The organism is Paenibacillus sp. 2RAB27 (assembly GCF_052115445.1).
In the GTDB taxonomy this organism is placed as follows: domain Bacteria; phylum Bacillota; class Bacilli; order Paenibacillales; family NBRC-103111; genus Paenibacillus_E.
Genome location: NZ_JBFRGR010000058.1, coordinates 1 through 24,764 on the forward strand (window position 1 = coordinate 1; position 24,764 = coordinate 24,764).

23 protein-coding genes, 8 tRNA genes and 2 rRNA genes are annotated in these 24,764 nt (G+C 45.6%); 26 read left to right on the forward strand and 7 right to left on the reverse strand.

Going from position 1 to position 24,764, the window contains the following annotated elements; translation table 11 throughout:
- Window position 1 precedes the first annotated feature (1 nt).
- The 9 genes from rrf to AB4114_RS34115 all read left to right on the forward strand — a co-directional run bounded on the left by rrf (window position 2) and on the right by AB4114_RS34115 (window position 1,102).
- Window positions 2-118 (forward strand): 5S ribosomal RNA (rrf, locus tag AB4114_RS34075).
- Between the two features lie 46 nt (window positions 119-164).
- Window positions 165-239: transfer RNA gene (locus AB4114_RS34080), tRNA-Glu, on the forward strand.
- A gap of 140 nt (window positions 240-379) precedes the next feature.
- Window positions 380-455 (forward strand) — tRNA-Val (locus AB4114_RS34085).
- A gap of 17 nt (window positions 456-472) precedes the next feature.
- Window positions 473-549: transfer RNA gene (locus AB4114_RS34090), tRNA-Asp, on the forward strand.
- A gap of 41 nt (window positions 550-590) precedes the next feature.
- Window positions 591-666: transfer RNA gene (locus AB4114_RS34095), tRNA-Phe, on the forward strand.
- Window positions 667-683: 17 nt separating this feature from the next.
- Window positions 684-759 (forward strand) — tRNA-Thr (locus AB4114_RS34100).
- A 42-nt stretch (window positions 760-801) separates the two neighbouring features.
- Window positions 802-874: transfer RNA gene (locus AB4114_RS34105), tRNA-His, on the forward strand.
- A gap of 63 nt (window positions 875-937) precedes the next feature.
- Window positions 938-1,017: transfer RNA gene (locus tag AB4114_RS34110), tRNA-Leu, on the forward strand.
- Window positions 1,018-1,023: 6 nt separating this feature from the next.
- Window positions 1,024-1,102 (forward strand) — tRNA-Leu (locus tag AB4114_RS34115).
- 58 nt (window positions 1,103-1,160) lie between these two features.
- On the opposite strand, the gene AB4114_RS34120 is transcribed toward AB4114_RS34115, so the two are convergent.
- A complete protein-coding gene (locus AB4114_RS34120) occupies window positions 1,161-1,868 on the reverse strand; it encodes a FadR/GntR family transcriptional regulator (protein WP_441992404.1) in 708 nt (235 codons plus the stop codon).
- A gap of 160 nt (window positions 1,869-2,028) precedes the next feature.
- Here AB4114_RS34120 and AB4114_RS34125 point away from each other — a divergent pair, with 160 nt between their 5' ends.
- Entirely contained in the window at window positions 2,029-3,444 is a 1,416-nt protein-coding gene (locus tag AB4114_RS34125) for an FAD-linked oxidase C-terminal domain-containing protein (RefSeq protein WP_171636342.1), read from the forward strand.
- A 31-nt stretch (window positions 3,445-3,475) separates the two neighbouring features.
- A complete protein-coding gene (locus AB4114_RS34130) occupies window positions 3,476-4,774 on the forward strand; it encodes a (Fe-S)-binding protein (RefSeq protein ID WP_441992419.1) in 1,299 nt (432 codons plus the stop codon).
- Here the strand turns inward: AB4114_RS34130 and AB4114_RS34135 are convergent.
- On the reverse strand, window positions 4,771-5,640 hold the full coding sequence (locus AB4114_RS34135) for a helix-turn-helix domain-containing protein (protein WP_441992405.1): 870 nt from the start codon (window positions 5,638-5,640) through the stop codon (window positions 4,771-4,773). The two genes, AB4114_RS34130 and AB4114_RS34135, sit on opposite strands and share 4 nt — an antisense overlap.
- Before the next feature lie 147 nt (window positions 5,641-5,787).
- On the opposite strand from AB4114_RS34135, the gene AB4114_RS34140 reads away from it, so the two are divergent.
- Both AB4114_RS34140 and AB4114_RS34145 read left to right on the forward strand, forming a co-directional pair.
- The gene (locus AB4114_RS34140; RefSeq protein ID WP_441992406.1) at window positions 5,788-6,618 is read left to right on the forward strand and encodes an amidohydrolase family protein; all 831 of its coding nucleotides are present in this window, start codon (window positions 5,788-5,790) and stop codon (window positions 6,616-6,618) included.
- Between the two features lie 39 nt (window positions 6,619-6,657).
- Window positions 6,658-7,671, forward strand: coding sequence for a zinc-binding alcohol dehydrogenase family protein (locus tag AB4114_RS34145; protein ID WP_441992407.1), 1,014 nt, complete (start codon window positions 6,658-6,660; stop codon window positions 7,669-7,671).
- A 47-nt stretch (window positions 7,672-7,718) separates the two neighbouring features.
- Here the strand turns inward: AB4114_RS34145 and AB4114_RS34150 are convergent, their stop codons facing one another.
- Entirely contained in the window at window positions 7,719-8,603 is an 885-nt protein-coding gene (locus AB4114_RS34150) for a LysR family transcriptional regulator (protein ID WP_441992408.1), read from the reverse strand.
- A 114-nt stretch (window positions 8,604-8,717) separates the two neighbouring features.
- Between AB4114_RS34150 and tkt the strand changes: the two genes are divergently transcribed.
- From tkt to AB4114_RS34165, 3 genes are read left to right on the forward strand one after another with little or no spacing between them, the layout of a single operon-like run.
- Complete coding sequence (gene tkt, locus AB4114_RS34155; RefSeq protein ID WP_441992409.1) at window positions 8,718-10,745, forward strand: transketolase; 2,028 nt, start codon at window positions 8,718-8,720, stop codon at window positions 10,743-10,745.
- A 34-nt stretch (window positions 10,746-10,779) separates the two neighbouring features.
- Entirely contained in the window at window positions 10,780-11,436 is a 657-nt protein-coding gene (fsa, locus tag AB4114_RS34160) for a fructose-6-phosphate aldolase (RefSeq protein WP_171636356.1), read from the forward strand.
- Between the two features lie 53 nt (window positions 11,437-11,489).
- Window positions 11,490-11,981, forward strand: a complete 492-nt coding sequence (locus tag AB4114_RS34165) for a YhcH/YjgK/YiaL family protein (protein ID WP_171636358.1) — start codon at window positions 11,490-11,492, stop codon at window positions 11,979-11,981.
- A gap of 61 nt (window positions 11,982-12,042) precedes the next feature.
- Here the strand turns inward: AB4114_RS34165 and AB4114_RS34170 are convergent, their stop codons facing one another.
- Together AB4114_RS34170 and AB4114_RS34175 are read right to left on the reverse strand one after the other, a co-directional pair.
- Window positions 12,043-13,437 (reverse strand): MATE family efflux transporter, encoded by a 1,395-nt coding sequence (locus AB4114_RS34170; protein WP_441992410.1) that lies wholly within the window; start codon window positions 13,435-13,437, stop codon window positions 12,043-12,045.
- 95 nt (window positions 13,438-13,532) lie between these two features.
- On the reverse strand, window positions 13,533-13,817 hold the full coding sequence (locus AB4114_RS34175; RefSeq protein ID WP_171636361.1) for a DUF3817 domain-containing protein: 285 nt from the start codon (window positions 13,815-13,817) through the stop codon (window positions 13,533-13,535).
- Window positions 13,818-13,995: 178 nt separating this feature from the next.
- Between AB4114_RS34175 and AB4114_RS34180 the strand changes: the two genes are divergently transcribed.
- Window positions 13,996-14,376 carry an ATPase gene (locus AB4114_RS34180; protein WP_171636363.1) on the forward strand — a complete coding sequence of 127 codons (381 nt, stop codon included), beginning with the start codon at window positions 13,996-13,998 and terminating at the stop codon, window positions 14,374-14,376.
- A 387-nt stretch (window positions 14,377-14,763) separates the two neighbouring features.
- Here AB4114_RS34180 and AB4114_RS34185 read toward each other — a convergent pair whose 3' ends face one another.
- Complete coding sequence (locus AB4114_RS34185) at window positions 14,764-15,405, reverse strand: DUF559 domain-containing protein (RefSeq protein ID WP_441992411.1); 642 nt, start codon at window positions 15,403-15,405, stop codon at window positions 14,764-14,766.
- Between the two features lie 376 nt (window positions 15,406-15,781).
- Here AB4114_RS34185 and gatC point away from each other — a divergent pair, with 376 nt between their 5' ends.
- From gatC to AB4114_RS34220, 7 genes are all read left to right on the forward strand, one after another.
- Window positions 15,782-16,069, forward strand: a complete 288-nt coding sequence (gatC, locus tag AB4114_RS34190) for an Asp-tRNA(Asn)/Glu-tRNA(Gln) amidotransferase subunit GatC (protein ID WP_441992412.1) — start codon at window positions 15,782-15,784, stop codon at window positions 16,067-16,069.
- 27 nt (window positions 16,070-16,096) lie between these two features.
- Window positions 16,097-17,554 carry an Asp-tRNA(Asn)/Glu-tRNA(Gln) amidotransferase subunit GatA gene (gene gatA, locus AB4114_RS34195; RefSeq protein WP_441992413.1) on the forward strand — a complete coding sequence of 486 codons (1,458 nt, stop codon included), beginning with the start codon at window positions 16,097-16,099 and terminating at the stop codon, window positions 17,552-17,554.
- A 36-nt stretch (window positions 17,555-17,590) separates the two neighbouring features.
- The gene (gene gatB, locus AB4114_RS34200) at window positions 17,591-19,039 is read left to right on the forward strand and encodes an Asp-tRNA(Asn)/Glu-tRNA(Gln) amidotransferase subunit GatB (protein ID WP_441992414.1); all 1,449 of its coding nucleotides are present in this window, start codon (window positions 17,591-17,593) and stop codon (window positions 19,037-19,039) included.
- Between the two features lie 59 nt (window positions 19,040-19,098).
- Window positions 19,099-19,590 carry a GNAT family N-acetyltransferase gene (locus AB4114_RS34205; RefSeq protein ID WP_441992415.1) on the forward strand — a complete coding sequence of 164 codons (492 nt, stop codon included), beginning with the start codon at window positions 19,099-19,101 and terminating at the stop codon, window positions 19,588-19,590.
- 71 nt (window positions 19,591-19,661) lie between these two features.
- A complete protein-coding gene (locus tag AB4114_RS34210; protein WP_441992416.1) occupies window positions 19,662-20,369 on the forward strand; it encodes an MgtC/SapB family protein in 708 nt (235 codons plus the stop codon).
- A 94-nt stretch (window positions 20,370-20,463) separates the two neighbouring features.
- Complete coding sequence (gene perR / locus AB4114_RS34215) at window positions 20,464-20,898, forward strand: peroxide-responsive transcriptional repressor PerR (RefSeq protein WP_056620600.1); 435 nt, start codon at window positions 20,464-20,466, stop codon at window positions 20,896-20,898.
- Between the two features lie 126 nt (window positions 20,899-21,024).
- On the forward strand, window positions 21,025-22,728 hold the full coding sequence (locus AB4114_RS34220) for a glycosyl hydrolase family 18 protein (RefSeq protein ID WP_441992417.1): 1,704 nt from the start codon (window positions 21,025-21,027) through the stop codon (window positions 22,726-22,728).
- Between the two features lie 42 nt (window positions 22,729-22,770).
- Here the strand turns inward: AB4114_RS34220 and AB4114_RS34225 are convergent, their stop codons facing one another.
- On the reverse strand, window positions 22,771-23,175 hold the full coding sequence (locus tag AB4114_RS34225) for a YgzB family protein (RefSeq protein WP_173121572.1): 405 nt from the start codon (window positions 23,173-23,175) through the stop codon (window positions 22,771-22,773).
- Between the two features lie 148 nt (window positions 23,176-23,323).
- On the opposite strand from AB4114_RS34225, the gene AB4114_RS34230 reads away from it, so the two are divergent.
- Together AB4114_RS34230 and AB4114_RS34235 are read left to right on the forward strand one after the other, a co-directional pair.
- Window positions 23,324-24,169, forward strand: a complete 846-nt coding sequence (locus tag AB4114_RS34230) for a nucleotidyltransferase-like protein (RefSeq protein ID WP_441992418.1) — start codon at window positions 23,324-23,326, stop codon at window positions 24,167-24,169.
- Window positions 24,170-24,529: 360 nt separating this feature from the next.
- Window positions 24,530-24,764, forward strand: a 16S ribosomal RNA gene (locus AB4114_RS34235); the annotation flags it as partial.

The window sequence follows — 24,764 nt, forward strand, 5'->3', positions numbered from 1 at the left end:
GTTTGGTGATGATGGCGGAAGGGATCCACGCGTTCCCATCTCGAACACGACCGTTAAGCCTTCCAGCGTCGATGGTACTTGAACCGCAGGGTTCTGGGAGAGTAGAACGTTGCCAAGCAGTGCCCTTTGGGGTATTTTTTTTGCCAGACCTCTGGCATAAGTTAGGCCCGTTGGTCAAGTGGTTAAGACACCTCCCTTTCACGGAGGTAACAGGGGTTCGAGTCCCCTACGGGTCACCACCAATCCCCACAAAGTGACGTATTGCTGACGAAGCGTATTCCGTCCGCAACGAGTGTTAACTCGTTCGGCGTCTAAACTTACCTTAATTAGTGTGATGAGAGTTTAGACATTACTTTGCGTGGGCCCAAATTTCAATCATGAACGCTTAGCTCAGCTGGGAGAGCACTACCTTGACAGGGTAGGGGTCGGCGGTTCGATCCCGTCAGCGTTCACCATAATAGTCTTTTAGCATGGAGCTGTGGTGTAGTGGCCTAACATGCCTGCCTGTCACGCAGGAGACCGCGGGTTCGAATCCCGTCAGCTCCGCCATTTTCCTTCAAAATGTAAAGTTAAGATTGTCATCCTTACCTGGCTTTGTAGCTCAGTCGGTAGAGCAGAGGACTGAAAATCCTCGTGTCGGCGGTTCGATTCCGTCCAAAGCCACCATTTTATTAAATGAATAAGCCGTTGTAGCTCAACTGGTAGAGCAACTGACTTGTAATCAGTAGGTTGGGGGTTCAAGTCCTCTCGACGGCACCATTTTTCCTAAGAACGTTTGGGAAAAGAAATTTTTCGAATGTGGCGGTCGTGGCGAAGGGGTTAACGCACCGGTTTGTGGATCCGGCATTCGCGGGTTCAAGTCCCGTCGTCCGCCCATTAATTTCTCAGTGAAGTCAGCTTCGGCTAGCAACTTCATTACTTGCCTGATTGACAACATGCGCGTATGGCGGAATTGGCAGACGCACTAGACTTAGGATCTAGCGGGTGACCGTGGGGGTTCAAGTCCCTCTACGCGCATAATATGCCGGCATGGCGGAATGGCAGACGCGCTCGACTCAAAATCGAGTCCGAAAGGGTGGAGGTTCGAGTCCTCTTGCCGGTATCAAAAGCAATACACACGAAAAGCCTTACATTGTAAGGCTTTTTTTGTTGTTCATATGTTATTCTTTGTTTTTTTGTGCTAGTTGTTGAATGACCTGATCAACTTTCGCAATATGCTGAGACATTTTCTCTGCAGCAAGCTGCTCGTCTTGAGCGGCAATTGCTTCAACAATATCACGATGTTCCTGCAGAAGCTGTTCGGCCGAAGCACGCTCTGCAAAAAACCACAGACGCCGCGAAGCCTTCATACTCTGTTGTAATCGCTCCGTCAAGGACTCCATCATCCCCATGAATAGGGTATTTTGAGACGCCTTAGCGATCTCCAAATGAAAGCGAATGTCTGCATGTTCGCTTTCTTCTTCATTTCCAAGTGAGGATTCCATATCACGAAGGATCTCTTTAAGAACTGTCAAATGCTGCTCAGTGCGGCGGCTAGCCGCTAAGGTTGCACAGCCCGCCTCAATGAATCTGCGCACCTCTTGTACTTCTTGAAGTGTTTCACTGTGGTCAAAGAGACTAGTCGACTCTGTCGGTAATGACGTAACGACATAAGTACCTCCCCCATGTCGAATATCGACCCAGCCCATAGCTTTAAGCCCGCTGAGTGCTTCTCTGATCGTAGACCGGCCGACTTGGAAGCTTGCAGCAAGATCTACGACTGTAGGAAGCTTAGAACCAGGAGCATAAGTTCCTCCCTCAATTTGAGCTTTAATATGTTGAAGCACGATTTCCGAGCCCTTTTGTGGCCGGATTTGCTGAAAAACCATCGGTATCCCCCTGAAAATCTTTAATAAAGTTCTATACATCTATTACATCATAAGCTAAAATAGAAGGAAAGTCATCTGATCACATGATCACTTGTAAAAAGCATCAAGAATTAAGAAGGAATGTAGCATACTAAGTAAGCGCTCAAAGGGAGGATTCTTTATGCTCGATAATCAAGTTAAACAACAATTACAGGCCATTGTAGGCGAAGCCTTTTATAAAGATGATATGGAATCATTAGTTACCCATTCGTATGACGGGACACCTATGCTTCAGTCCTTACCTGACGGTGTGATCTATCCGAAAGATACTGCGCAGGTTTCAGGCATTATGAAGGTGTTGAATGAGCATCGCATTCCCTTGATCAGCAGGGGCTCCGGTACGAATTTGTGCGGAGGTACAGTACCTGTACAAGGTGGGATCGTCATGGTTATGCATCGCATGAATGCAATCCTAGATATCGATCTGCAGAATCTGACAGCCACTGTGCAACCAGGGATCATTACGAAGCAATTCATCGAGCATATTGAGGGATTAGGTTTATTTTATCCACCAGATCCAAGTTCAATGGCGATTTCCACCATTGGCGGCAATATTGCAGAGTGCTCAGGCGGACTTCGTGGTTTAAAATATGGCACAACTAAAGACTACGTGATCGGCCTCGAGTGTGTCCTTGCATCAGGTGAAATCATGCGTACTGGTGGCAAGCTGATGAAGGATGTAGCCGGATATGATTTGACGAAGCTGCTAGTCGGCTCGGAGGGTACACTTGCAGTTATTACAGAAGCCACGCTTAAACTCATTCCGCCTCCAAAGGCGAAGAAAACAATGCTGGCGATGTACAAGGACTTATACGGCGCGGCGCGCACGGTTTCCAAAATCATCGAAAACCGCATCATTCCAGCAACCCTGGAATTCATGGACAATCCAACGATCCGTGTTGTGGATGATTTTGCTAAGCTGGGACTGCCGCTGGATATGGCTGCTATTTTGTTAATTGAACAGGATGGCGAGCCAGAGATGGTTGAGCGTGATATTGCCCTAATCTCTGAGATTTGCAGGGAGGAACTGGCGGATGAAGTCACCATTGCGAGTACACAAGAGGAAGCGTTGAAGCTATTAACAGCAAGACGTAGCGCCTTTACTGCGCTTGCTCGCTTACGCCCGACGACGATATTAGAGGATGCAACGGTGCCTCGCTCCAAAATCGCGGAAATGGTTCTAGAAATTAATCGAATTGCAACCAAACATGATGTTCAAATTTGTACCTTTGGACATGCGGGAGATGGCAATCTTCACCCTACCGCAACAACCGACGCAAGAGATCATGATGAAGTACATCGTGTGGAAGCAGCGTTTGAAGAGATTTTTGAAGCCGCGATTCGTTTAGGTGGAACTATTACTGGTGAACATGGTGTTGGCTTAGTGAAAGCGCCATTCCTGGAATGGAAAGTGGGAAGCAGCGGGATCGCAATGATGAAGGGGATTAAGGATGCGTTCGATCCGAACCATATTTTGAATCCAGGTAAAATGTTCGCCAAAGAATCTCGACGCAGGGTGGTGATTGATCGTGTCTAAGGGCCAAGGAGCAACACTTCAGGAAACGTTAATGCAGAAACTGGACTACGACCAATTAACGAATTGCATGCGTTGTGGATTCTGCCTGCCAGCTTGTCCGACTTTTAAAGAAACAGGCATCGAGGCGGAATCTCCACGAGGCCGCATCTCTCTGATGAAAGCAGCTGTAGATGGCCTCATGGAGCCAGGGATACGCTTTGAAGATCAGATGAACCACTGCTTGGGTTGCCGCGCGTGTGAGCCTGCCTGCCCAGCAGATGTGAAATATGGCCAATTAATTGAACAGGCGCGCGATGCCATAGAAGTGCATACAACCCAACATAGATGGTGGGTAAAGGGTGTGCGGAAGCTCGTATTCAAAGAGCTATTTCCATCCCAACAGAGGATGCAGCTACTCGGGACAGGGCTTCATTTTTATAAAATGTCAGGTATCCAAAAGCTAGTTAGAAAAACCGGTGTAGTCGGTCTTTTCTCCAAGCATATGGCTACGATGGAGAAAATACTTCCGGACGCTTCAGGCAAAGGAATTGTTGAACGGCTTGGTACGTTTATACCGGCAAAAGGCAAAAAACTGGGCACTGTGGGGATGTTCCGTGGGTGTTTGATGGACGTATTATTCACGGAAACGAATATTAGTACGGTGAATCTTTTGACCGAGGCTGGGTTCGATGTCATCATTCCTGAATCGCAGAACTGCTGCGGGGCACTTCATGCACATAGTGGTGAAACGGATCAAGCGAAGCAATTAGCCAAAAGTAATATCCGCGCCTTCCAAGAAGCAGGAGTCGATTACATCGTTTCGAATGCAGGAGGTTGTGGAGCGATTCTTGTGGAGTACGATCATCTGCTTCATGATGAGGAAGAGTGGAAGGAAGCCTCCACTTGGTTCGCCAAACGTGTGAAGGATATCAGCTCCATTCTGGTGGAGAAAGGTCGACCTCTTCGTTTTGCAGATACGCTATCTCAGCATGCTCCAACACGAGTTACGTATCAGGAATCCTGCCATCTTCGCAACGTGATGAAGGGCAGTCAACCAACCAAGCAATTGCTGCAGAGGGTTAGTAACACCGCTTATATCGAAATGAAGGATTCTGGTTCATGCTGTGGTTCCGCCGGAATTTATAATATGACTCAGCCAGACATGGCCAACCAAATCTTAGAGCATAAGATGGAAAATGTGAATGCAACAACAGCATCCTACGTGGTCACAAGCAATCCAGGCTGCTTACTGCAAATGAAGTTAGGTATTGATAAACATGGGCAAAACGGGCATATGGAAGCCGTTCATATTGCGGACTTCCTCTACGATCGGTTAGTGAAGCAATCTTAGAATGAACGGAAGGACTTCCGTGCCGCTGCGGGCGTAATGCCAAGCACTCTTTTGAACATCGCATGAAAATGAGGTAAACTTTCAAACCCGCATAGATCCGCGATTGTACCGACACTTGCATCACTTTCTTGAAGCAACTGTTTAGCGCGGATGATGCGCTTGGTTATGAGATAGGTGCTGATGTTCATGCCAATGAACTGTTTAAATACTCTGCTGAAATGAGCCGGCGTGACAGAAGCTTGTTTCGAAAGTGTTTGGAGTCCAATATCTTCACAGAAATGCTGATCAATATAGAGGATGATTTCTCGCATCCAAATAGGGCCGACAACGGTGTCCAAATTAGGAGACTTGGTGTCAGTGGTCATATCACGATAGATGGTTAGTAACAATTGAAGTAAATGAAGAAGGATGGACTGGCGTTGACCAATGGTTGGATGCTTAAATTCGTTCTCAATCGTATCTAAAAGTAATTCTAGGTGCTGACTCTGTGGTAACCGCATTTCGAACTTATAATTACGAAGGGTAGCGGCTTGCTCAAAGCATTGTAAACAGGAGAAGTCCTCTCCTAGCGAAGGCAACTGTACGATACTTGGAGAGAAGTAAATCGCTGTGGACGTCACGGGGGACTCTTTATCTGGTGTCGCCCGATGAATTGTATTCCCTGGAATAAGAAAGAGATCGCCTTGTTTCATTTCATAGAAGGTATGGTCGATAAAAAAAGTACCACGCCCCCTATACACATAAACAATTTCATACCAGTCATGGAAATGATCAGGAAGCTCGCTTAGCGAGCTTTTTGTGTTTTTATAGGCAAAAGACATGGGGAAGGCATCATGATTATCGAAAATTTTACGAATAGGATCCACAATAACCACGCCTTTCTTCTGCAAGATAGTTCAATAATATCAAAAAACCGTATAGTTATGCTAGATATCGATATTTCATATCGGAAATTTAATGATAAAATGAAAGAAAGCGATATCATATTAGGTGTGAAGATAAGGAGAATCGTCATGCGTATTGATGCACATCAGCATTATTGGAAGATCGACCGGGGGGATTATGGTTGGCTTACACCAGCTCTCCCCGTGTTGAATCGTGATTATTTACCAAATGATTTGGTACCACATCTTGGGCAATTCAACTTCGATAAGAGTATTGTGGTTCAAGCTGCGCAAACGTTAGAAGAAACCGATTATTTACTAGCTTTAAGTGAAAGCACAGATTCAATTGCCGGCGTTGTTGGATGGCTTGATTTGGACGATCCTGATTATCTTATTCATTATCAAAAATGCAGCCAGCATCCGAAATATGTAGGCTTTCGGGTGATGATTCAGGAGATGCCTGATGCACGGGTTATCCTGCAACCTCATTTTGTTGAAGCTTTGCGTTACTTCGCTAAGGAAGAAGTGCCGATCGACCTGCTTGTCCTCGCTCATCAATTAGAAACCGTTATTGAGCTACTGGAACTGGTACCAGGTTTTCGAGGGGTTATTGATCATATTGCGAAGCCGTCGATTGCCGAAGGTGTGATTGAACCTTGGAAAAGCCAAATGGCGATTATTGCGAAGCACCCCAGTCTATATTGTAAGGTTTCAGGTATGGTGACCGAAGCCAACCATTCGGATTGGAAGCCGGAGGATTTTACGGCGTATGTCCAGCATATTTTGGAGGTTTTCGGAACGGAGCGTGTGATGTTCGGAAGTGATTGGCCAGTCTGTTTGCTCGCGGCTGACTATGAGGACGTTGTCGATGTCGTGAATCAATCCTTGCCAGATAGTTGGTCGGAAAAGGATAAAGATCGTTTATTCGGTCTAAATGCTAAGGAGTTCTATAAATTATGAATTCATAATCGTTCATAGATTAGATGGAGGAGGGTAAACATGAAAGCGATCGTCTGTGAACAAATCGAGCATTTGAAGTATGTCGAGGTAGAGGAACCAACTGTGGGTGTGGGAGAAGCACTCGTTCGTATTCAGCGAATTGGCATATGTGGGACGGATTTGCATGCGTTTAAAGGGAATCAGCCTTTCTTTAGCTATCCGCGTATTCTTGGGCACGAGCTGGCAGGGTATGTAGAGGAGCTTGGTGAGGGAGTAACGGATGTGGCAGTTGGGGATCTTGTAAGCGTCGTTCCCTACATGCATTGTGGACAATGTATTGCTTGCCGCAATGGCAAAACAAATTGCTGCACAGACATGAAAGTGCTTGGCGTACATAGGGATGGAGGCATGGTAGAGCGTTTAGCTCTGCCAGTGAGTCATCTAATTAAAGCAGTTGGACTAACGCTGGATCAGGCTGCGATGCTGGAACCACTTAGCATTGGTGCACATGCGGTGCGAAGATCAGAGCTGCGTTCAGGGGAAACGGCGTTAGTGATTGGAGCGGGCCCTATTGGGCTTGGGGTGATGATTTTGGCAAAGCAACGTGGTGCTAACGTCATAGCGATGGATATTAACGAGGAGCGATTAGCTTTTTGCCGGGACTGGGCAGGCGTCGATCATACCGTGAATGCGCTCCAACTTCCGAAGGAAAAACTAGCGGAGCTTACGAATGGCGAATTTCCTACTGTCGTCTTCGACGCAACAGGGAATGCGAGATCGATGACAGATGCTTTCGGTCTTGTCGCTCATGGCGGCAAACTTGTTTACGTCGGACTAGTGAAGGCAGATATTGCCTTTCATGACCCTGATTTCCACAAGAGGGAGTTGACGTTAATGGGGAGCCGGAATGCGACCATGGAGGATTTTGATACGGTGCGAAGTGCATTAAAGACGGGAAGCATCGACATTGAGCGTTATATTACGCACCGTGCCTCCTTCGAGGAAATGGTGGAAAATTTTGAAGCATGGCTGAAGCCGGAGTCGAAGGTGATTAAGGCGATGGTTTGTTTGTAAAAAGGTAAACACACTCGGTGGAAGCTGAGTGTGTTTTTTCTGCAATATCACCCCGGATTCTCCAACTTAGCTACAAATGCAGCTGCTGCAGTTGAGAGCGGCATGTTCTTCAACGTGATAATTCCTATCTTGGTAGAGGGTATCGTCGCCTCGAGATTGACCTCAAATAAGCTGCCCTCTGCTAATTCCCTGGCGACAAACTCCTTCGTCACGAAGGAAACGCCGAAGCCGATCTTCGCAAATTCAATGAGTAAATCCACACTGCCCAGCTCAATCTCCGGTTCTAAAAGCAAACCGTTATCACTGAACAAACGCGTGACAAATTTTCTTGAAGAGCTGTTACTAGAGAATAAAATAATTGGATAGGCAAGTAACTCCGCTAACGTAATCGTGCCCTCAGACAGTTCTCGGTACTTGGGGCCAGTGACGAAACAGTCCTGAATGGTAATCCCCTCACGAACCTGAAGCTGATCGTCATGAATAGGTGTTCTTACAATACCGATGTCGATTTTGCCTTCTTTTAAATTTTTTACAATCTCCGGTGTCGTCCCGTGGACTAGATTAATCTGGATATGTGGATATTGAACGTGAAACGATTCCAGAAAGGGAAGCAAATAGTGTTTGCACAAGGAATCGCTGCCACCGATTTTAATTTCTCCACTAGAGAAATTTCGCAGTTCATTGAGCTTTTCCTCTGCTAAGGAAATGAAGTTGTATGCTTGCTCAATATAGGAATAGAGGATGGCGCCCTCTTTGGTTAGATCAACGCCTTTAGACGTACGAGCAAACAAAGGTAGCCCGAGACTTTCCTCCAATAATTTAATGGAGTGAGAGACACTGGGCTGCGTGATATACAGCTCTTTCGCTGCTTTGGACAAGCTTCCGGATTTCGCTGTTAAATAAAATACTTTATACAACTCGAAATTAACCATATAGACACCTTCTATAGCGAGTATCGAAACTATCAATTATTTGAATGCACCATCTCCTCTTATAATAAAGAGATAAGGTAATAAAAACAATCACATAGATGGAGGCGTATCTCATTGAATGGAACAACGGTTGGCATTGAAGAATTAAGTATTAATGCGATTAGAACGCTTACTATTGATGCTGTTGAGAAAGCTGCTATGGGTCACCCAGGCATGCCGATGGGCGCGGCACCAATGGCGTATGCGCTGTGGGCACGTCATTTGAAACACAATCCAGTAAGTCCGAAATKGGCGGACCGTGATCGTTTCGTCTTGTCTGCGGGACACGGATCCATGTTGCTGTACAGCTTGCTTCACTTAAGTGGCTATGATGTATCTTTGGACGATATCAAGGAATTCCGCCAATGGGGAAGCCGCACACCTGGGCATCCAGAGTACGGTCACACAGCTGGTGTAGAAGCTACGACAGGTCCGCTTGGTCAAGGTGTTGCCATGGCAGTGGGTATGGCGATGGCTGAAGCACACCAAGCTTCCGTATACAATAAACCGAATTTCCCAGTTGTTGACCATTTCACTTATGCCATTTGTGGAGATGGCGACTTGATGGAGGGTGTTTCATCCGAAGCCGCTTCCCTCGCTGGACATCTCAAATTAGGTAAACTCGTCGTCCTGTACGATTCCAATGATATTTCCCTTGATGGGGATTTGAACATGTCGTTCTCCGAGAACGTCAAAATGCGGTTCGAATCCTACGGTTGGCAATACCTCCGTGTGGAAGAGCAAAACAACGTCGATGCGATCTCTGCGGCGATCGCAGAGGGCAAGGCCGATCTCAATCGCCCAACGCTGATTGAGATCAAAACAACCATCGGCTTCGGCTCGCCGAACAAAGCCGGCAAGGGCGGCCACGGCGGTACGCATGGCTCGCCGCTGGGCAAAGACGAGCTGCTTCTGACGAAGCAAGCTCTGGGCTGGCCCCTCGAGCCGGACTTCTACGTCCCGGCTGAGGTGTACACCCACTTCGCCCACCACAAAGAGGTGGGAGCTCAGTCACAAGCAGCCTGGGAGCAGCTGTGGAACAGCTACCAGGCGGCCTACCCTGAGCTCGCGAAGCAATTCGAGCTCGCGAACAGCGGCGACCTTCCGGCGGATTGGAACGCCGATGTGCCGCGCTACACCCCAGAGAGCGGCGCGATCTCGACGCGCACCGCATCTGGCAAAGTGATTAACGGCTTGGCGAAGCGGGTACCTCATCTAGTAGGCGGCTCTGCCGACCTAGCGAGCTCCAACTTCACTATGATCGGCGATGCTGCGGCATTCAGCGCGGCAGATTACAGCGGACGCAACTTCTGGTTCGGCGTCCGGGAATTCGCCATGGGCGCAGCGCTGAACGGCATGCTGCTTCACGGCGGACTGCGTGCTTTCGGCGGCACGTTCCTCGTGTTCAGCGATTACTTGCGCGGTGCGATTCGCCTATCCGCGTTGATGAAGATCCCTGTTGCGTATGTCTTCACGCATGACAGCATCGCTGTCGGCGAAGATGGCCCGACGCATCAACCGATTGAACAGATCCCTTCCTTGCGGATGATTCCGGATCTGACATTGTTCCGTCCTGCGGACGCGAACGAGACAGCGGCTGCTTGGGAGTATGTTCTTCAAGCGAAAGAAGGCCCGTTCGTATTCGCGCTATCGCGTCAGAACTTGCCAGTACTTCCAGGCACGGACACGCTTGCTTTTGATCATATCCACCAAGGAGCTTATGTCCTGTCTGATGTTGCCAATGGCGAAACACCTGACTTGCAACTCATTGCGACTGGCTCAGAAGTGAGCTTAGCACTTGACGTGAAGAAGCAGTTGGCGCAAGATGGAATTGGAGCTCGTGTTATTTCCATGCCAAGCCGTGAATTATTTGAGGGGCAGCCAGAAGAGGTACGGAATGCCATTATTTTGCCTCAAGTGCGTAAAAATGTTGTGATGGAAATGGCTTATCCGGCTGGATGGGAAGACATTACGGGACAAGAAGGCTTCGTTGTCGGCATCCGCAAATTCGGAGCATCAGCGAAAGCAGATCGCGTCATTCGTGAATATGGCTTTACCGCAGAAGCAATCGTTGGGCAAATCAGACAGAAGTATTTCCAATAAGCACCCATAGCGGGAGAAAAGGTAGGGATACAGGATGAAATTGTTTATCGACACAGCCAATGTAGAAGAAATTCGTAAAGCACACGCGTTAGGTGTAGTTGCAGGTGTAACCACTAACCCATCATTGATTGCTAAAGAAGGAAGAGACTTTTTTGAAACAGTGAAAGAAATCATCTCCATCGTGGGCGATGTGCCAATCAGTGCTGAAGTTGTTTCTTTGAAAGCAGACGAAATGGTTGAACAAGGTAAGAAGCTTGCGGCACTAAGCCCGAATATCGTTATTAAGCTGCCTATGACGTTGGATGGATTGAAAGCAACTAGCGTGTTTAGATCGCTTGGCATTCCTACAAACGTGACGCTGATCTTCAGCTCCACACAGGCATTGCTTGCTGCTCGCGCTGGTGCAACCTATGTTTCCCCGTTTATCGGTCGTTTGGATGATATCAACCAAGTTGGTATGAATTTAATCAAAGAAATCAGCCAGATTTTCCAAGTACACGGTATCAAATCCGAAATTATTTCTGCGAGTGTACGTCACTCTGCTCATGTCATTGAAGCAGCGCTTGCAGGATCACATATTGCGACTGTTCCTTATAAAGTGATAGAATCAATGAGTAAACACCCGCTGACAGATGCGGGTATTGAGAAATTCCTTGCTGATTGGGAAGGCGCTAATCAAGAAAAGTTCTAAACAAGAGACGACTCGCCCAATGGGGCGGGTCTTTTTAAAAGGAGAAAATAACGATGATTATCAGCGATGTGAAGCATTTTGAGCAAGAACGGCATTTATGGCCAGCAGCTGTAGCACGAGGTATCGACTACATTTTGAATCGGAATTTGGGAGAGCTAGAGATAGGACGGTATGATCTGGAGGGCGATAATGGCCACTTGATGTATGCCAATGTGCAAGAATCTGTGACGCGTCCTAGGGAAGAACAAATGCCGGAGTCGCACGTTGTGTATACGGATATTCAGTTTCTGGTGAGCGGGGAGGAGCGTTTATGCTTCTACAAGCTGACTGACGAGGCAATCATCGTGGATAACAAGTTTGAGACACATGATATCGCCTTCTACGAATCCCAACATGCGCTGCCTGAAACGGATATTATGCTCAAACCTGGCATGTTTGCCGTATGCTTCCCATCCGATATTCATCGGCCTAATTGCCTCATTACGGAGTCAACAACGAATAAGAAAATTGTGATCAAAATCCATAAGGATTTGCTTCATCTTTAGTGAAAAAAGTCTGCTCAAGCCAATTTACTTGGCTAGGCAGACTTTTTGTTTAAGCTTATGTTTAGGTTTTACTAGTCATCATTCTGGCTTGCTTCCATTTCCCGAAGCGGTAATACAGCAGGTTCAAAGTGGCAGCAACACTGAAGCTGACAGGGAAGCTCCACCAAATCACATCGAAGCCGTACTTTTGCGATAGCACAGTGGCAAGCGGAATGCGAACGAGCAACAGAGCAACAAATGCAACGATAAGAGGGAACACTACAGATCCCGCAGATCGAACGACACCAGCAACGACATTGAAGATGCCGAAAATGATGAAAGACCAAAGCGTAATATTGTTAATGTGAACGCCAATATCTATCGCTTTTCCTTCAGGAGGCAAGAAGAACGAGACAACTTCCCGATTGAACAGATGCAAAACGGCTACAATCAATCCAGTCATTAAGATATTAACGCCAACACCTGTCCAGGTGATCCGGTTGACACGATCCCATTTCCCAGCGCCAATGTTTTGCGCAGCCATCGAAGTTACTGCACCACCAATAGCCATAGCGGGCATTTGGACGTAACTTGATATTTGCATCGCGACACCGAAAGCTGCGGTGGATTCGGAGCCATAGGCATTCACGAGATGAACCAGCATCAGATTACTTAGGGAAACCACGACCATATTTAAGCCCATAGGCAGCCCTTTTTGTATCAGTGTTCGAATAATGGTCCAATTGATTCGCAGCAAAGGAATATCCTCTTTCGTGATACGAAGGAAGTACTTCTTCTTATACAAGTAAGCAATGAGAAGCACGAAGCTCACTAGTTGCGCGATAAAAGTCGCTACAGCTGAGCCGGCAATCCCCATTTTCGGGAATGGACCCATCCCTTGAATCAGCAAAGGATTGAGTGCGACATCGAGGATTGCTGATAAAAGCAAGAAGTAAAACGGGGTTTTCGCATCCCCCGAGCCACGCAAAATGGCCATGATTAAATTATAGCCGAACATGAACGGAACACCTGCGAACATAATTCGCGTATACGTCACGGCAAACTCTTTGACATCAGGCGGAGTATTCATCCAGTCTAAGATCGTGGAGGAGAAGATCCATCCCAGTAAGGCGACGATTATGGATAATACAAGGAAGAAAACTGTGCTCGTTCCGACTACTTGCTTGGCCTCTTGAACTTTCTTAGCACCGAGATTTTGACCAATTAGAATGACGGCAGCCATGGCAATCCCGAAAATGGAACTAATTAAGAAGAACATGATAATATTCGCATTCGATGTTGCTGCAAGGGCGACTTCACCTAGATATTTTCCGATCCAAATCGTATTGATCGACCCGTTCAAGGATTGTAGAACGTTCCCTAATAGTATGGGGAGTGAAAATAAGATCAATGTCTTTGTGATCGGGCCCTCCGTTAGTGAGGGGCGAGCTTTTGGAGATGATGATGGATCTGACATGATTTCCTCCGTAAATTTCACTTGTTTGATAGAATAGTTTTCTCACTACTATATCAGTTTCATGCTTCTTTCTGAAATTTTACGAAGTGATGCGTCTAACGTCGGATCCAACGATCGAATAAGAACGGACCGAATGGAATAAATGCCGCAATGAAAGCTGCGAGTACGCGTCCAAAGGACCAACGATGTTGGAGGATAACCCAGGCAATCGATAGCAGATAGAGCGCAAATAGAAATCCATGAGCAAGCCCTACGACAAAAACAGCTTGCGGCAGATCGAACGCGTATTTAAGTGGCATGGCGATACCAAGTAGAATGAGAAAAGAGGAACCCTCTGCCCAGCCGACATAGCGCAAGGCTTGTAAAGAACGTTGTGACATAGTAAGCAACTCCTTTATGGATGAAAGTAAATTCATCCTAAGCTAGGAATATGAATGGAGTATGAACAAGTGATGTCAATTGGACACAATCTAGTTTTTTTAGTACGATAGGCAATAGAACGTATTCCATGCATTCATAGACTCATTTGAGAGTTATATATAGGTAGGGGGAAAGCAGATGCTTCGTCTTGGCGAGAAAATTATCTTCATTGCTGATCGTTTAGAACAGAATCTGCCTATTGGCGGATATGGCTATTTAATTGCGTATGACCGAAATAACGATAACATTTTCGATTATGTCGTACGTGTCCCTAAAGAGAACAAACATTACTATGTGACTGCAACCGATATTGAGCTGGAAGAAGTGCTTCTACAGCAAGAGGCGGAGCAAGTCGAGAGAGAAGCTTTAATAGATTATGCTCTCGCAACGAACAACGAAGCCTTGTTCCGGAAAATTATGAATGGCGAGTCTGCCACTGAGCCGGAGAAGGAAAGGGACAAGGAAGTACAGTCCCGTGAGGAATTCATCAAACAAATCGGGCTGAAAGCTTGGATTTAACTATAGAAAGCGCCGGTGGACATGCACCGGCGCTTTTTTTTGCCTTTGTAAAATGGCATCCCGCGGCGGATTCAGTGTGCAACGCCTAAAATGGGCGTTACAGCATCGAATCCGTGCGGACGCTATTCCGTAAGACCCCAAAAGGGCCTTACAGCTGATCCGGCCCAAGCCCCGCCGCAAGTCGCCCCCGTAACGCCTAAAATGGGCGTTACACACCGGATCCGCGCATCAGCCTTCGCTGTAAAGCCTCAAAAGGGCCTTACAGCCGCCCGATCGCGCTCACCGTCGCAAATACTTCACTGTAACGCCCAAAATAGTCGTTACAGCCCCCGATCTGTGCCCCCGATTTCCCGTAGTGCCCCAAAAGGGTCTTACAGTCGAACTCGCTCACCCATTGACCAAACGATTCGCAACAGTCGGATGCAACCCATAGCGCTTAATCCGCTGTTGTCCAGCTCCAACAGGGATAAGAAGTTGCTTCGCTAGCATCTCTTGTAAAATTCGTCTTGATTTTTTTGCCTCGAATTGAAATATGTTACTTACATCACGTGGGGAGATCGATTTACCCGCAGTGAAAGTAAATCGACAAATTTCTTTTTCTACATAACTTAACTCAACCAATTGTTCCTGCTGTTCTCCGAAATATTTTCCTAAAAACTGCAACAGAATCTGCTCACACATCCGTGGCCGGTTTTTCACATCATCATAGGAAAAGCGTAAGATTTTCCAACCGTCAATAACCAAATGATTCTGGCGTACTAACTGATCAGAAAACTGTGAGCGACTAATCGTATTGGCATGTGTGTTGTATCCATCAATTTCGATTGCAAGCTTCAGGGAGTGACGTAAGTAAGCGAAATCAATAAACCGAGTTCCATCACGGAAATCTTTAACTTCAAACTCGGGATGTAAATGTTTAAAATCCCCCAATGCTTTCCACCATACCTGTGTAAGGAATAGATGTTCTGCGTGGCCATGACCTTCTTTTAATCTACGTAATCGTTCGCCTTTTCTTTTACCATAATGCATATGCAGAAACTCCGCATAAGCTTTCTCGAATTCCTCGACTTTCCTAAACCTATCTAACTTTCCTAACATATCCAATTTGTAAATCATCCTCTCATGCATCCCTTCTTCTCTGAAAATGAAAATGCCGCTCAGCCTGAACAGCAAATGCTGAACAGAATAAGCGGCGTGTGCTTCACTACCATATTTAAGGAAATACTAACACAAGTTAGTATTGTGATTCAATATTTTCAATAGATTCAGTAGATTCATTTAATTTACTTTATAGCTGTTACTTCTGATCTTAACAAGGTACATCCTTATTCTGGATTGAGTTCGCAAAATATCTGGGATATAATGAAAAGAATGACTTAATGCTGATACAAGGGGTGCAGAATACGTGAGCATAACGAAGAAAGATGTCGATCATGTCGCCAAGCTGGCTAGACTCGACCTGAATGATACCGAAAAAGATCTATTTACAGATCAGCTAAATGCTATTTTAGAATATGCCGAGCAGCTTAATCAATTAAACACCGATGGTGTTGTACCAACTAGCCATGCCATGCCATTAGTAAATGTGATGCGTGAGGATGTTGCAAAGCCGTCTTTACCAATTGAAAAAGTGATGCTGAACGCCCCAGATCATGAGGATGGGCAGTTCAAGGTTCCTGCTGTTTTAGAATAAGTTAGAGATGAAAGGGAGTGCCTGTCGTTGTCTTTGTTTGAACTAAACCTACAACAAATCCACGCGAAGCTGCAAAGTAAAGAACTCAAAGTTTCGGATCTCGTGGATCAATCCTATACAAGAATTGGGCAAGTGGAGAGCAAGGTTCGCGCTTTCCTAACACTAGATGAAGAGAATGCACGTCAGACGGCTGCTAAGTTGGACGAGCAGCTATTAAGCAATGCTGCACGCAGTGATTTATTCGGTTTGCCGATCGGAATCAAGGATAATATGGTCACCGAAGGTTTGAAGACGACCTGCGCAAGCAAATTCTTATCCAATCATATTCCGATTTATGATGCGACAGTTGTGAGCAAGCTCAAGGAAGCACAAGCGGTTACCATCGGCAAGCTCAACATGGATGAGTTTGCGATGGGCGGTTCCAACGAGAACTCCGCGTTCCACCCAACCCATAATCCGTGGAACACGGATTATGTGCCAGGCGGCTCCAGCGGTGGCTCGGCAGCAGCAGTTGCTGCAGGCGAAGTGTACTTCGCGCTGGGCTCCGACACCGGTGGCTCGATTCGCCAACCAGCTGCTTACTGCGGTATCGTTGGTCTGAAGCCAACGTACGGACTCGTGTCCCGCTATGGTTTGGTCGCTTTCGCGTCCTCCCTTGACCAAATCGGGCCGCTTACGAAGAACGTAGAAGATGCTGCGTACGCGATGCAAGCTATCGCAGGTTACGACCCGAAAGACTCCACGTCTGCGAATGTGGAGATCCCGAACTATCTCAGCGCATTGACGGGTGACGTCAAAGGACTGCGCATAGGCGTACCCAAAGAATACATGGGTAAAGGGATCGACCCAGCTGTAAAAGAGAAAATTCTTGAAGCGCTCAAAGTACTTGAAGGTCTTGGCGCTGTATGGGAAGAAGTAACGCTTCCTCATTCCGAGTACGCGGTAGCAACTTATTACTTGCTGGCTTCCTCCGAGGCTTCTTCCAACTTGGCACGTTTTGACGGCATCCGTTATGGTGTTCGTTCCGATAATGCACGCAATTTGTTGGATCTGTATAATCTATCCCGCAGTGAAGGCTTTGGACCAGAGGTTAAACGCCGAATCATGCTGGGTACCTATGCACTAAGTTCAGGCTACTATGACGCTTATTACCTGAAAGCCCAACAAGTTCGCACACTGATCAAGCAAGACTTTGATCAAGTGTTTAACAACTATGACATCATCATCGGGCCAACGGCACCAACGACAGCGTTCCGAATCGGTGAGCAGAGCAGTGATCCACTCACGATGTATTTGAATGATATTATGACGATCCCGGTCAGTTTGGCAGGTATTCCTGCAATTAGCGTACCATGCGGATTCGTGAATGAACTTCCGGTTGGCTTGCAAATTATCGGCAAAGCATTGGATGAAGCTACCGTTTTGCGTGTAGCCCACGCTTTCGAACAGCACACAGACCACCACAAGCAGCGCCCGCAATTGTAAGTTATTAGTTCAAGAGTAACGAAGGAGGCATTCACTTTGTCGGCAACAGATACCCAATTTGAAACCGTAGTCGGTCTTGAAGTTCACGTAGAGCTTCATACCGCTTCCAAAATATTTTGTAGTTGTGCAACCTCATTCGGGGCACCTCCGAATACGAATACATGTCCAGTATGCTTAGGTCATCCAGGCGTCCTGCCAGTTCTTAACCGCCAAGCGGTCGAGTATGCGATGAAAGCGGCAATGGCCCTCAATTGCACAATTGCGACGGACAGTAAATTTGATCGTAAGAACTATTTTTACCCAGATTCACCTGATGCTTATCAAACTTCACAATATGATAAACCGATCGGCGAGCATGGGTGGGTCGATATCGAAGTAGGCGGAGTTACCAAACGTATTGGAGTCACGCGTGTCCACCTGGAAGAGGATGCAGGTAAACTGACGCATATTGATGGCAGCTATGCTTCCCTCGTTGACCTTAACCGTGCAGGAACGCCTTTGATCGAAATCGTATCCGAACCGGATTTGCGCTCCCCTGAGGAAGCTCGTGCCTACTTAGAGAAGATCAGGGCGATCATGATCTATTGCGATGTTTCTGATGTGAAAATGGAAGAAGGCTCGCTACGTTGTGACGCRAACATTTCCATCCGGCCGTTCGGACAAGAGAAATTCGGCACACGTGCCGAGCTTAAGAATATGAACTCCTTCCGTGGGGTGCAGCGTGGACTTGAGTATGAAGAATACCGCCAAGCGGAGATTCTCAGAAGCGGGGAAGAAGTCATTCAAGAAACTCGCCGTTGGGATGAAACGCAAGGTAGAACTCTCGCAATGCGCGGCAAAGAAGATGCACACGATTATCGCTATTTCCCGGATCCGGATCTGGTTAGTCTCTACATTGATGATGCTTGGAAAGCACGTGTACAAGCTTCGATTCCAGAATTGCCAGATGCTCGTAAAGCTCGATACAGTAATGAATATGGCTTGCCTAGCTATGATGCAGCTGTTATCACGGCTTCCATGCAAATGGCTGACTTCTTTGAAGAAAGCTTGAAGTATACCCAAGATGCCAAAGCGGTCTCGAACTGGATCATGGGTGACTTGCTTGGTTATCTAAATGCCAATTCCCTTGAATTTACCGATGCCAAAGTTACAGGCAAAGGGCTAGGCGAAATGATTGGTTTAATCGAGAAAGGCACGATTTCCAATAAGATTGCCAAAACGGTGTTCAAAGAAATGATCGAAACCGGTAAAGAGCCGCAGAAGATCGTTGAAGAGCAAGGTCTTGTTCAAATCAGTGACGAAGGTGCTATCAAAGCAATTGTCGAGCAAGTAGTTGAGAACAGCCCGCAATCCGTAGCAGATTTCAAAGCTGGTAAGGAAAAAGCCGTGGGCTTCCTTGTTGGACAAGTAATGAAAGAAACCAAAGGTAAAGCGAATCCAGGACTCGTCAATAAATTAATTGTGGAGTGCCTGAACAGCAAATGATAAGGTAGAAGTGGTGATCCTCTTAGCAGGGCACCACTTTTTTCAATTTTCAAGTAGGAGTGATTCCACTGACCATCCAGCAACTAGTTCTACAATCGAATGAAGAAATCTTGACCCTGCTTTCGCTTCAAATCGCTTCCTACCGCGTAGAGGCTGAACTGATCGGTTTTGATGATATCCCTCCTTTGAAGGATGGCATTCAGTCTATACGCGAAGCGAAAGAAACCTTTTATGGTTTCTTTGTCGATGATCATGAGGGACGGTCACTCGCAGGCGCCATTTCATTTGAGCGTGAGGGTTGTATTGTGACGATTTGCCGTATGATGGTTCATCCTAATTTTTTCCGTAGGGGGATTGCTAGCTCTCTGTTACAGCATATAATGAAGGAACAAGAGCTTGCAGGGGCTGTCCTATTTATCGTATCCACAGGGACTGCGAATTTACCGGCAATACGTCTCTATGAGAGATATGGTTTTATCCTAAAACGCGTCTTTACTGTTCCTCCTGGAGTTAGTCTAACAACTTTTGAGCGTCCTGCTACAGGACACTAACGTCAAATCTGGTATCGAATCAACTACTTCTTGATAAAGTCTTTGATTTGATATATAAAGGGAGCGTTTACATGGGGAATCCTTGGGTCATTGATCAGCTGCATATTACAATAAGACTAGTATTAGCGCTTTTTCTTGGTGGCTTGATTGGATTTGAACGAGAGGTTAGCTCTCATGCAGCAGGTCTCCGCACGCACATTCTGGTATGTGTTGGCTCAGCGCTCGTGATGTTGCTTTCAATGTACGGGTTTAGCGCGTTTGTGAATGAGGTCAACGTGCGCATTGATCCATCCCGTTTGGCGGCTCAGGTCATCAGTGGTATTGGTTTTCTAGGTGCGGGTACGATTATGTTTAATGGAAGATCGATTACTGGGCTTACAACAGCAGCATCGCTATGGGTTGTTGCGGGGATTGGTCTTGCGATTGGAGCGGGTTTTTATTATCCGGCTGTCTTAGCATGCTTCATGGTTTTAATTTCCTTATGGATTCTTAATAAAGTAGAGCATAAGTATTTCAATGGAAAAAAAGTACGTGTTCTAAAAATACAAGCGATTGACCAACCCGGTACCTTAGGTTTAATTACAACAATTCTAGGTAAACGTAAGATAGATATTAAGCAAATTAAACTAGAAGAATCAGAAGACAGCACTAAAGATAATCATGTTCAAATTACGTTTCATGTAACAATACCAAAGCCATCCGTTATTGGCTTAGTGCTCGAAGAAACCAATCAAATTCAAGGGGTCACTGGTGTGGCTATCGAAAATAGTAAAAATTGAAGGTTTGTTTCCTTGTACCATCATTGACAAAAGCCGAAGAACACACGTACAATATAATGTAAGGTTTTAATGACTAATTCAGGTGGTGAGTACCATGGCAGCACATTTAGAACAGGCTTTAGCAAAGTTGAAAACAACAGGTGTTCGGATGACGCCCCAGCGGTATGCGATTCTTTCCTTTTTGCTGGATTCCATGACTCATCCGACAGCGGATGATATATACAAATCGTTAGAATCAAAATTTCCTAACATGAGCGTTGCGACTGTTTACAATAATCTTAAAGTATTTATCGAATCTGGACTTGTTCGGGAATTAACTTATGGGGACAGCTCAAGTCGTTTTGATGCGGATATGACAGATCATTATCATGCGGTTTGTGAGGTATGTGGGAAGATTTCTGATTTTGAATACCCTCCATTGTCAGACATCGAGACAACAGCAGCGTTGCATACAGGTTTCCAAGTTGGCGGTTATCGATTGGAGATTTACGGTGTGTGCCCAGATTGTACGGTTACTACCAAGCATTAACTATACGCAAAATTCCTCATTAGGTGGTTTCCTGTTGTATAATGAAACGTGTTCAGCCCTTCTTTTGTGAAGAGCGGACACGTTTTTTCTCTTTTATTCATAACCAACCACACATAAGGAAGTGAAGTGTTGAAATCATCCAAAAAAGTAATTCTGATTAGCGCATTATGTTTAGGGATGTTCGCGGCAGGCGCGGGAACATTTCTGATGCAACAGCTAGCACCCAATCGAACGCATGTTGAGCCGGATTTCCACGAGCTGACAAAGCCGATTTTTTATGAAGGCAATTATTATAAATCAAGTGCGATTGGAGAAAAGGAAGGTCTGAAGCTTCCGCTGGATTTCGTTCAGAAATGGATCGATCCGACCATTATATATGAAAAAAGCAGTGATTCTGTCATCATAACCACCAAAGATAAAGTGATGCGAATGAAGACGACGGAGCTTTCAGCACTCATGAATGAGAAACCTATCTCCTTATCCTTTCCTGTCGAGAAGAAGGAAGATACCATCTACTTGCCTGTTGAACCTCTGAAGCAGCTGTATGCATTTGAAATAAGGGAATCAGCAAAGTCAGGTGCAATTTTGCTCTTTAAACAAGGCGATGTGATCAAGTGGGGGAAATATACAGGTAAGAAAGAGACTCAATTACGAACGGAAGCTACGATTAAAGCTCCGATTATTGCGACGATTACTGTGAACGAACAGGTCATGATTATCGGTATTGAAGAAGATTGGTACAAAGTGCAGCTAGAGAGCGGACCAATTGGCTTTGTTCGCAAAAGTGAAATCATGGAAGATCACGAGGAAACGATACCGCTGCAAGTTCAGTCAGTATCCACCTATGTGCCTTGGAAGCCTATAACCGGTAAGTTAAATATGACCTGGGAACATGTTATTTCGAAAAACCCAGACACTTCCAAGATCGGTGAGATGCCTGGTTTACAAGTGATAAGTCCGACTTGGTTCTCAGTCGCAGATAGTGAGGGGCGTATTAGCAACTTAGCTGATGCCTCTTATGTCAAATGGGCGCAGGACCGCAATTACCAAGTATGGGCGTTGTTCAGTAATGGCTTTGATGCGGATCGCACGAATAAGGTACTAGCAAGCTATGATCTACGCATGAAAATGATTAAACAACTACTCGGCTTTGCCCAGACTTACAAGCTGCAGGGCATTAATATCGATTTTGAAAATGTTTATCTCAAGGATAAAGAGAACCTGGTTCAATTCGTCCGAGAAATGACCCCTTTTATGCATGAGCAAGGTTTAGCGGTATCCATCGATGTAACACCCAAATCAACGAATGAAATGTGGTCTATGTTTTATGATCGCCCAGCTTTAGCAGAGGTCGTCGATTATATGATGTTGATGGCCTATGACGAGTACTGGGCCACGAGTCCAAAGTCTGGGTCGGTATCTTCCTTGCCATGGGTAGAGAGGTCCGTTACAGCGCTTCTGACGACGGATAAAATCCCGCCATCTAAGCTTGTCCTCGGCGTGCCATTCTATACACGACAATGGACTGAAGAAACGAAGAACGGCAAATTAACCACAACATCCAAAACGTTAACCATGGAAGCCGCACAAACCATCATTAAGGATAAAAAGCTAACTCCTACATTTTTAGCTGATACAGGCCAAAATTATGTAGAATACAAAGACGGTAGCAAGTTGATTCGCATCTGGCTTGAGGACGAAGTCTCAATTAAAGCTAGGTTGGCATTGGTTGATAAATATAATCTAGCTGGTGTGGCCACTTGGAGAAGAGGGTTTGAGAAGTCTGCAATTTGGGATGTGATGAAGGATAATTTGCCTATCTTAAAATAAGAAGAAAGCCGAACCCTGATAATGGGCTCGGCTTTCTTTGCATTAGTGAGGCTTATGCTCATGTTCGCGACTTGGCTCAAAGTGAGCCGTTTGTGTAGCTGCCGTTTCATTTTCACCAACTGGCTCATATTGTGGATCAATCGTTAGAATGGTTTTACAAAACATGCAACGATCTGTTTTACCTAGCATTTTCGTTCTTCTTCCGCATTCCGGACAATCGATGACAGTTGCTGATGTTGAAAGCATCCCCGCCCAGAAGTAAATACCCATACTCACCAATACGCTAATCATACCAATAATCATGAAGATGACGGCAATTACTCGACCTACTTGTCCCCAATCGAAAACGACACCTGCAAGTCCTATAATCATAAGCAGCATCCCACCCATGGTCATGACCAGTCCCCATAAGCGGAATTCATTTACTTTACTTGATCTAAATCGCACTGTGTTTTCCTCCCCAATCCTTCTAGTACATGTTTGTATGAATTGTCACAGAAATCAGCAGGAAACCCGTTCACCCTTGTAGAAATAAGTAAGAAACAATTGGAGACAGGAGCTTTGGACACCCATKGGAATTAATAAAGAGCAGTTATTGCTTAAGTTCCGGAATGACCCTAGAATCATTAGCGTCATGGCGGTAGACAATCCTAAGCAACTTCCCTCACTGACAGATGGTTTTGATACGCTACTATTAATAGTAACGAACGACCTGAGACTGAACAATCATACGACTAATTATATAAGAGACGATTCAAGGATACAAGAAAGATGGATTGATCCTACATCAATAGAGCAATGGATTCGGCATGGTGTTAATCGCAATATTCTTCACTGGCTGTTAAAAGGGGAGATACTTCTGGATCAGAACACTTATTTAGAAGGCCTGCGCCATCGAATACTTGAGTTTCCCGGAGATTTGCGCGAGCATAAGCTGCTAATTGAATTTTCACATTTTCTGCGTAAGTATTTGCAAAGCAAGGAATACATTCTAGACGATCATATTCTAGATGCTTATAACAACATTCTCGAAGCGCTACACCACTGGGCACGGATTGTTATTGTGGAAGATGGCTATCACCCTGAAATCACGGTTTGGAGACAGATTCGAGCGATTAATCCTGGGGTCTATAAGCTTTATGAAGAGCTAACAATGAGTAAGGAAACTTTGAAGCAGCGTGTCCAGCTTGTTCTACTTGCTTGTGAATTTTCGGTTATGTCCAAAATGGAGCACTGCTGTGAGGCGTTTATTCAAATCCTCAGAGACAGCGAGCATCCGCTAAGCTCAGATGAACTCCAGCAACATTCGCAGTTAGTTGAAATCAAGTCTGAGCTTCCTCTTTTGCTCAATAAACTAGTCAAAAAAGGTTTAATCAAAGAAGTTGCTGTCATTATTGATGAGCAAACTTCAGAAATCGAGTTAAGGTATACGAGTGTATAACGCAATACAATCCTTTAAGAATCAGGCATTTTCCTGGTTCTTTTTTTATTCTTTTTTTAATGCTTGACTTTGATTGCGATTCTATGATAAATTAACTCTCGCCGCTAAAAACGGTAACGCATTTGAAGCCAACGAGTTCTATGATGTAAAGCAAAGATGAAAAAAAGAGAAATAAAAAAAGCTTGCATTGATTAGTTCGAATGTGATATATTATAAAAGTCGCCGCTAAACGGGTGACGAACAAAACGAAAGAAATTGATCTTTGAAAACTGAACAACGAGTGAGTAAGCACAGTCGAGTAATCGACTATAAAAGAGATTGCAAAATCTCGCTAGCTTCAAATGAGCAAGTCATCTTTCTATTATGGAGAGTTTGATCCTGGCTCAGGACGAACGCTGGCGGCGTGCCTAATACATGCAAGTCGAGCGGGTTTAYCCTTCGGGRTRAGCTAGCGGCGGACGGGTGAGTAACACGTAGGTAACCTGCCTTTAAGACTGGGATAACTATCGGAAACGATAGCTAAGACCGGATAACTGGTTTTCTCGCATGAGAGAATCATAAAACACGGAGCAATCTGTGGCTTAAAGATGGGCCT

Bases quoted from the DNA above. Each gene is read 5' to 3' on its own strand.
- AB4114_RS34210 (WP_441992416.1), top strand. From the start codon at position 19,662: ATGGGGAATCCTTGGGTCATTGATCAGCTGCATATTACAATAAGACTA.
- AB4114_RS34150 (WP_441992408.1), bottom strand. From the start codon at position 8,603: ATGGTTAATTTCGAGTTGTATAAAGTATTTTATTTAACAGCGAAATCC.
- perR (WP_056620600.1), top strand. From the start codon at position 20,464: ATGGCAGCACATTTAGAACAGGCTTTAGCAAAGTTGAAAACAACAGGT.
- AB4114_RS34185 (WP_441992411.1), bottom strand. From the start codon at position 15,405: ATGCATTATGGTAAAAGAAAAGGCGAACGATTACGTAGATTAAAAGAA.
- fsa (WP_171636356.1), top strand. From the start codon at position 10,780: ATGAAATTGTTTATCGACACAGCCAATGTAGAAGAAATTCGTAAAGCA.
- AB4114_RS34140 (WP_441992406.1), top strand. From the start codon at position 5,788: ATGCGTATTGATGCACATCAGCATTATTGGAAGATCGACCGGGGGGAT.
- AB4114_RS34165 (WP_171636358.1), top strand. From the start codon at position 11,490: ATGATTATCAGCGATGTGAAGCATTTTGAGCAAGAACGGCATTTATGG.
- AB4114_RS34120 (WP_441992404.1), bottom strand. From the start codon at position 1,868: ATGGTTTTTCAGCAAATCCGGCCACAAAAGGGCTCGGAAATCGTGCTT.
- AB4114_RS34175 (WP_171636361.1), bottom strand. From the start codon at position 13,817: ATGTCACAACGTTCTTTACAAGCCTTGCGCTATGTCGGCTGGGCAGAG.
- AB4114_RS34130 (WP_441992419.1), top strand. From the start codon at position 3,476: ATGCAGAAACTGGACTACGACCAATTAACGAATTGCATGCGTTGTGGA.
- AB4114_RS34170 (WP_441992410.1), bottom strand. From the start codon at position 13,437: ATGTCAGATCCATCATCATCTCCAAAAGCTCGCCCCTCACTAACGGAG.
- AB4114_RS34125 (WP_171636342.1), top strand. From the start codon at position 2,029: ATGCTCGATAATCAAGTTAAACAACAATTACAGGCCATTGTAGGCGAA.
- AB4114_RS34180 (WP_171636363.1), top strand. From the start codon at position 13,996: ATGCTTCGTCTTGGCGAGAAAATTATCTTCATTGCTGATCGTTTAGAA.
- AB4114_RS34145 (WP_441992407.1), top strand. From the start codon at position 6,658: ATGAAAGCGATCGTCTGTGAACAAATCGAGCATTTGAAGTATGTCGAG.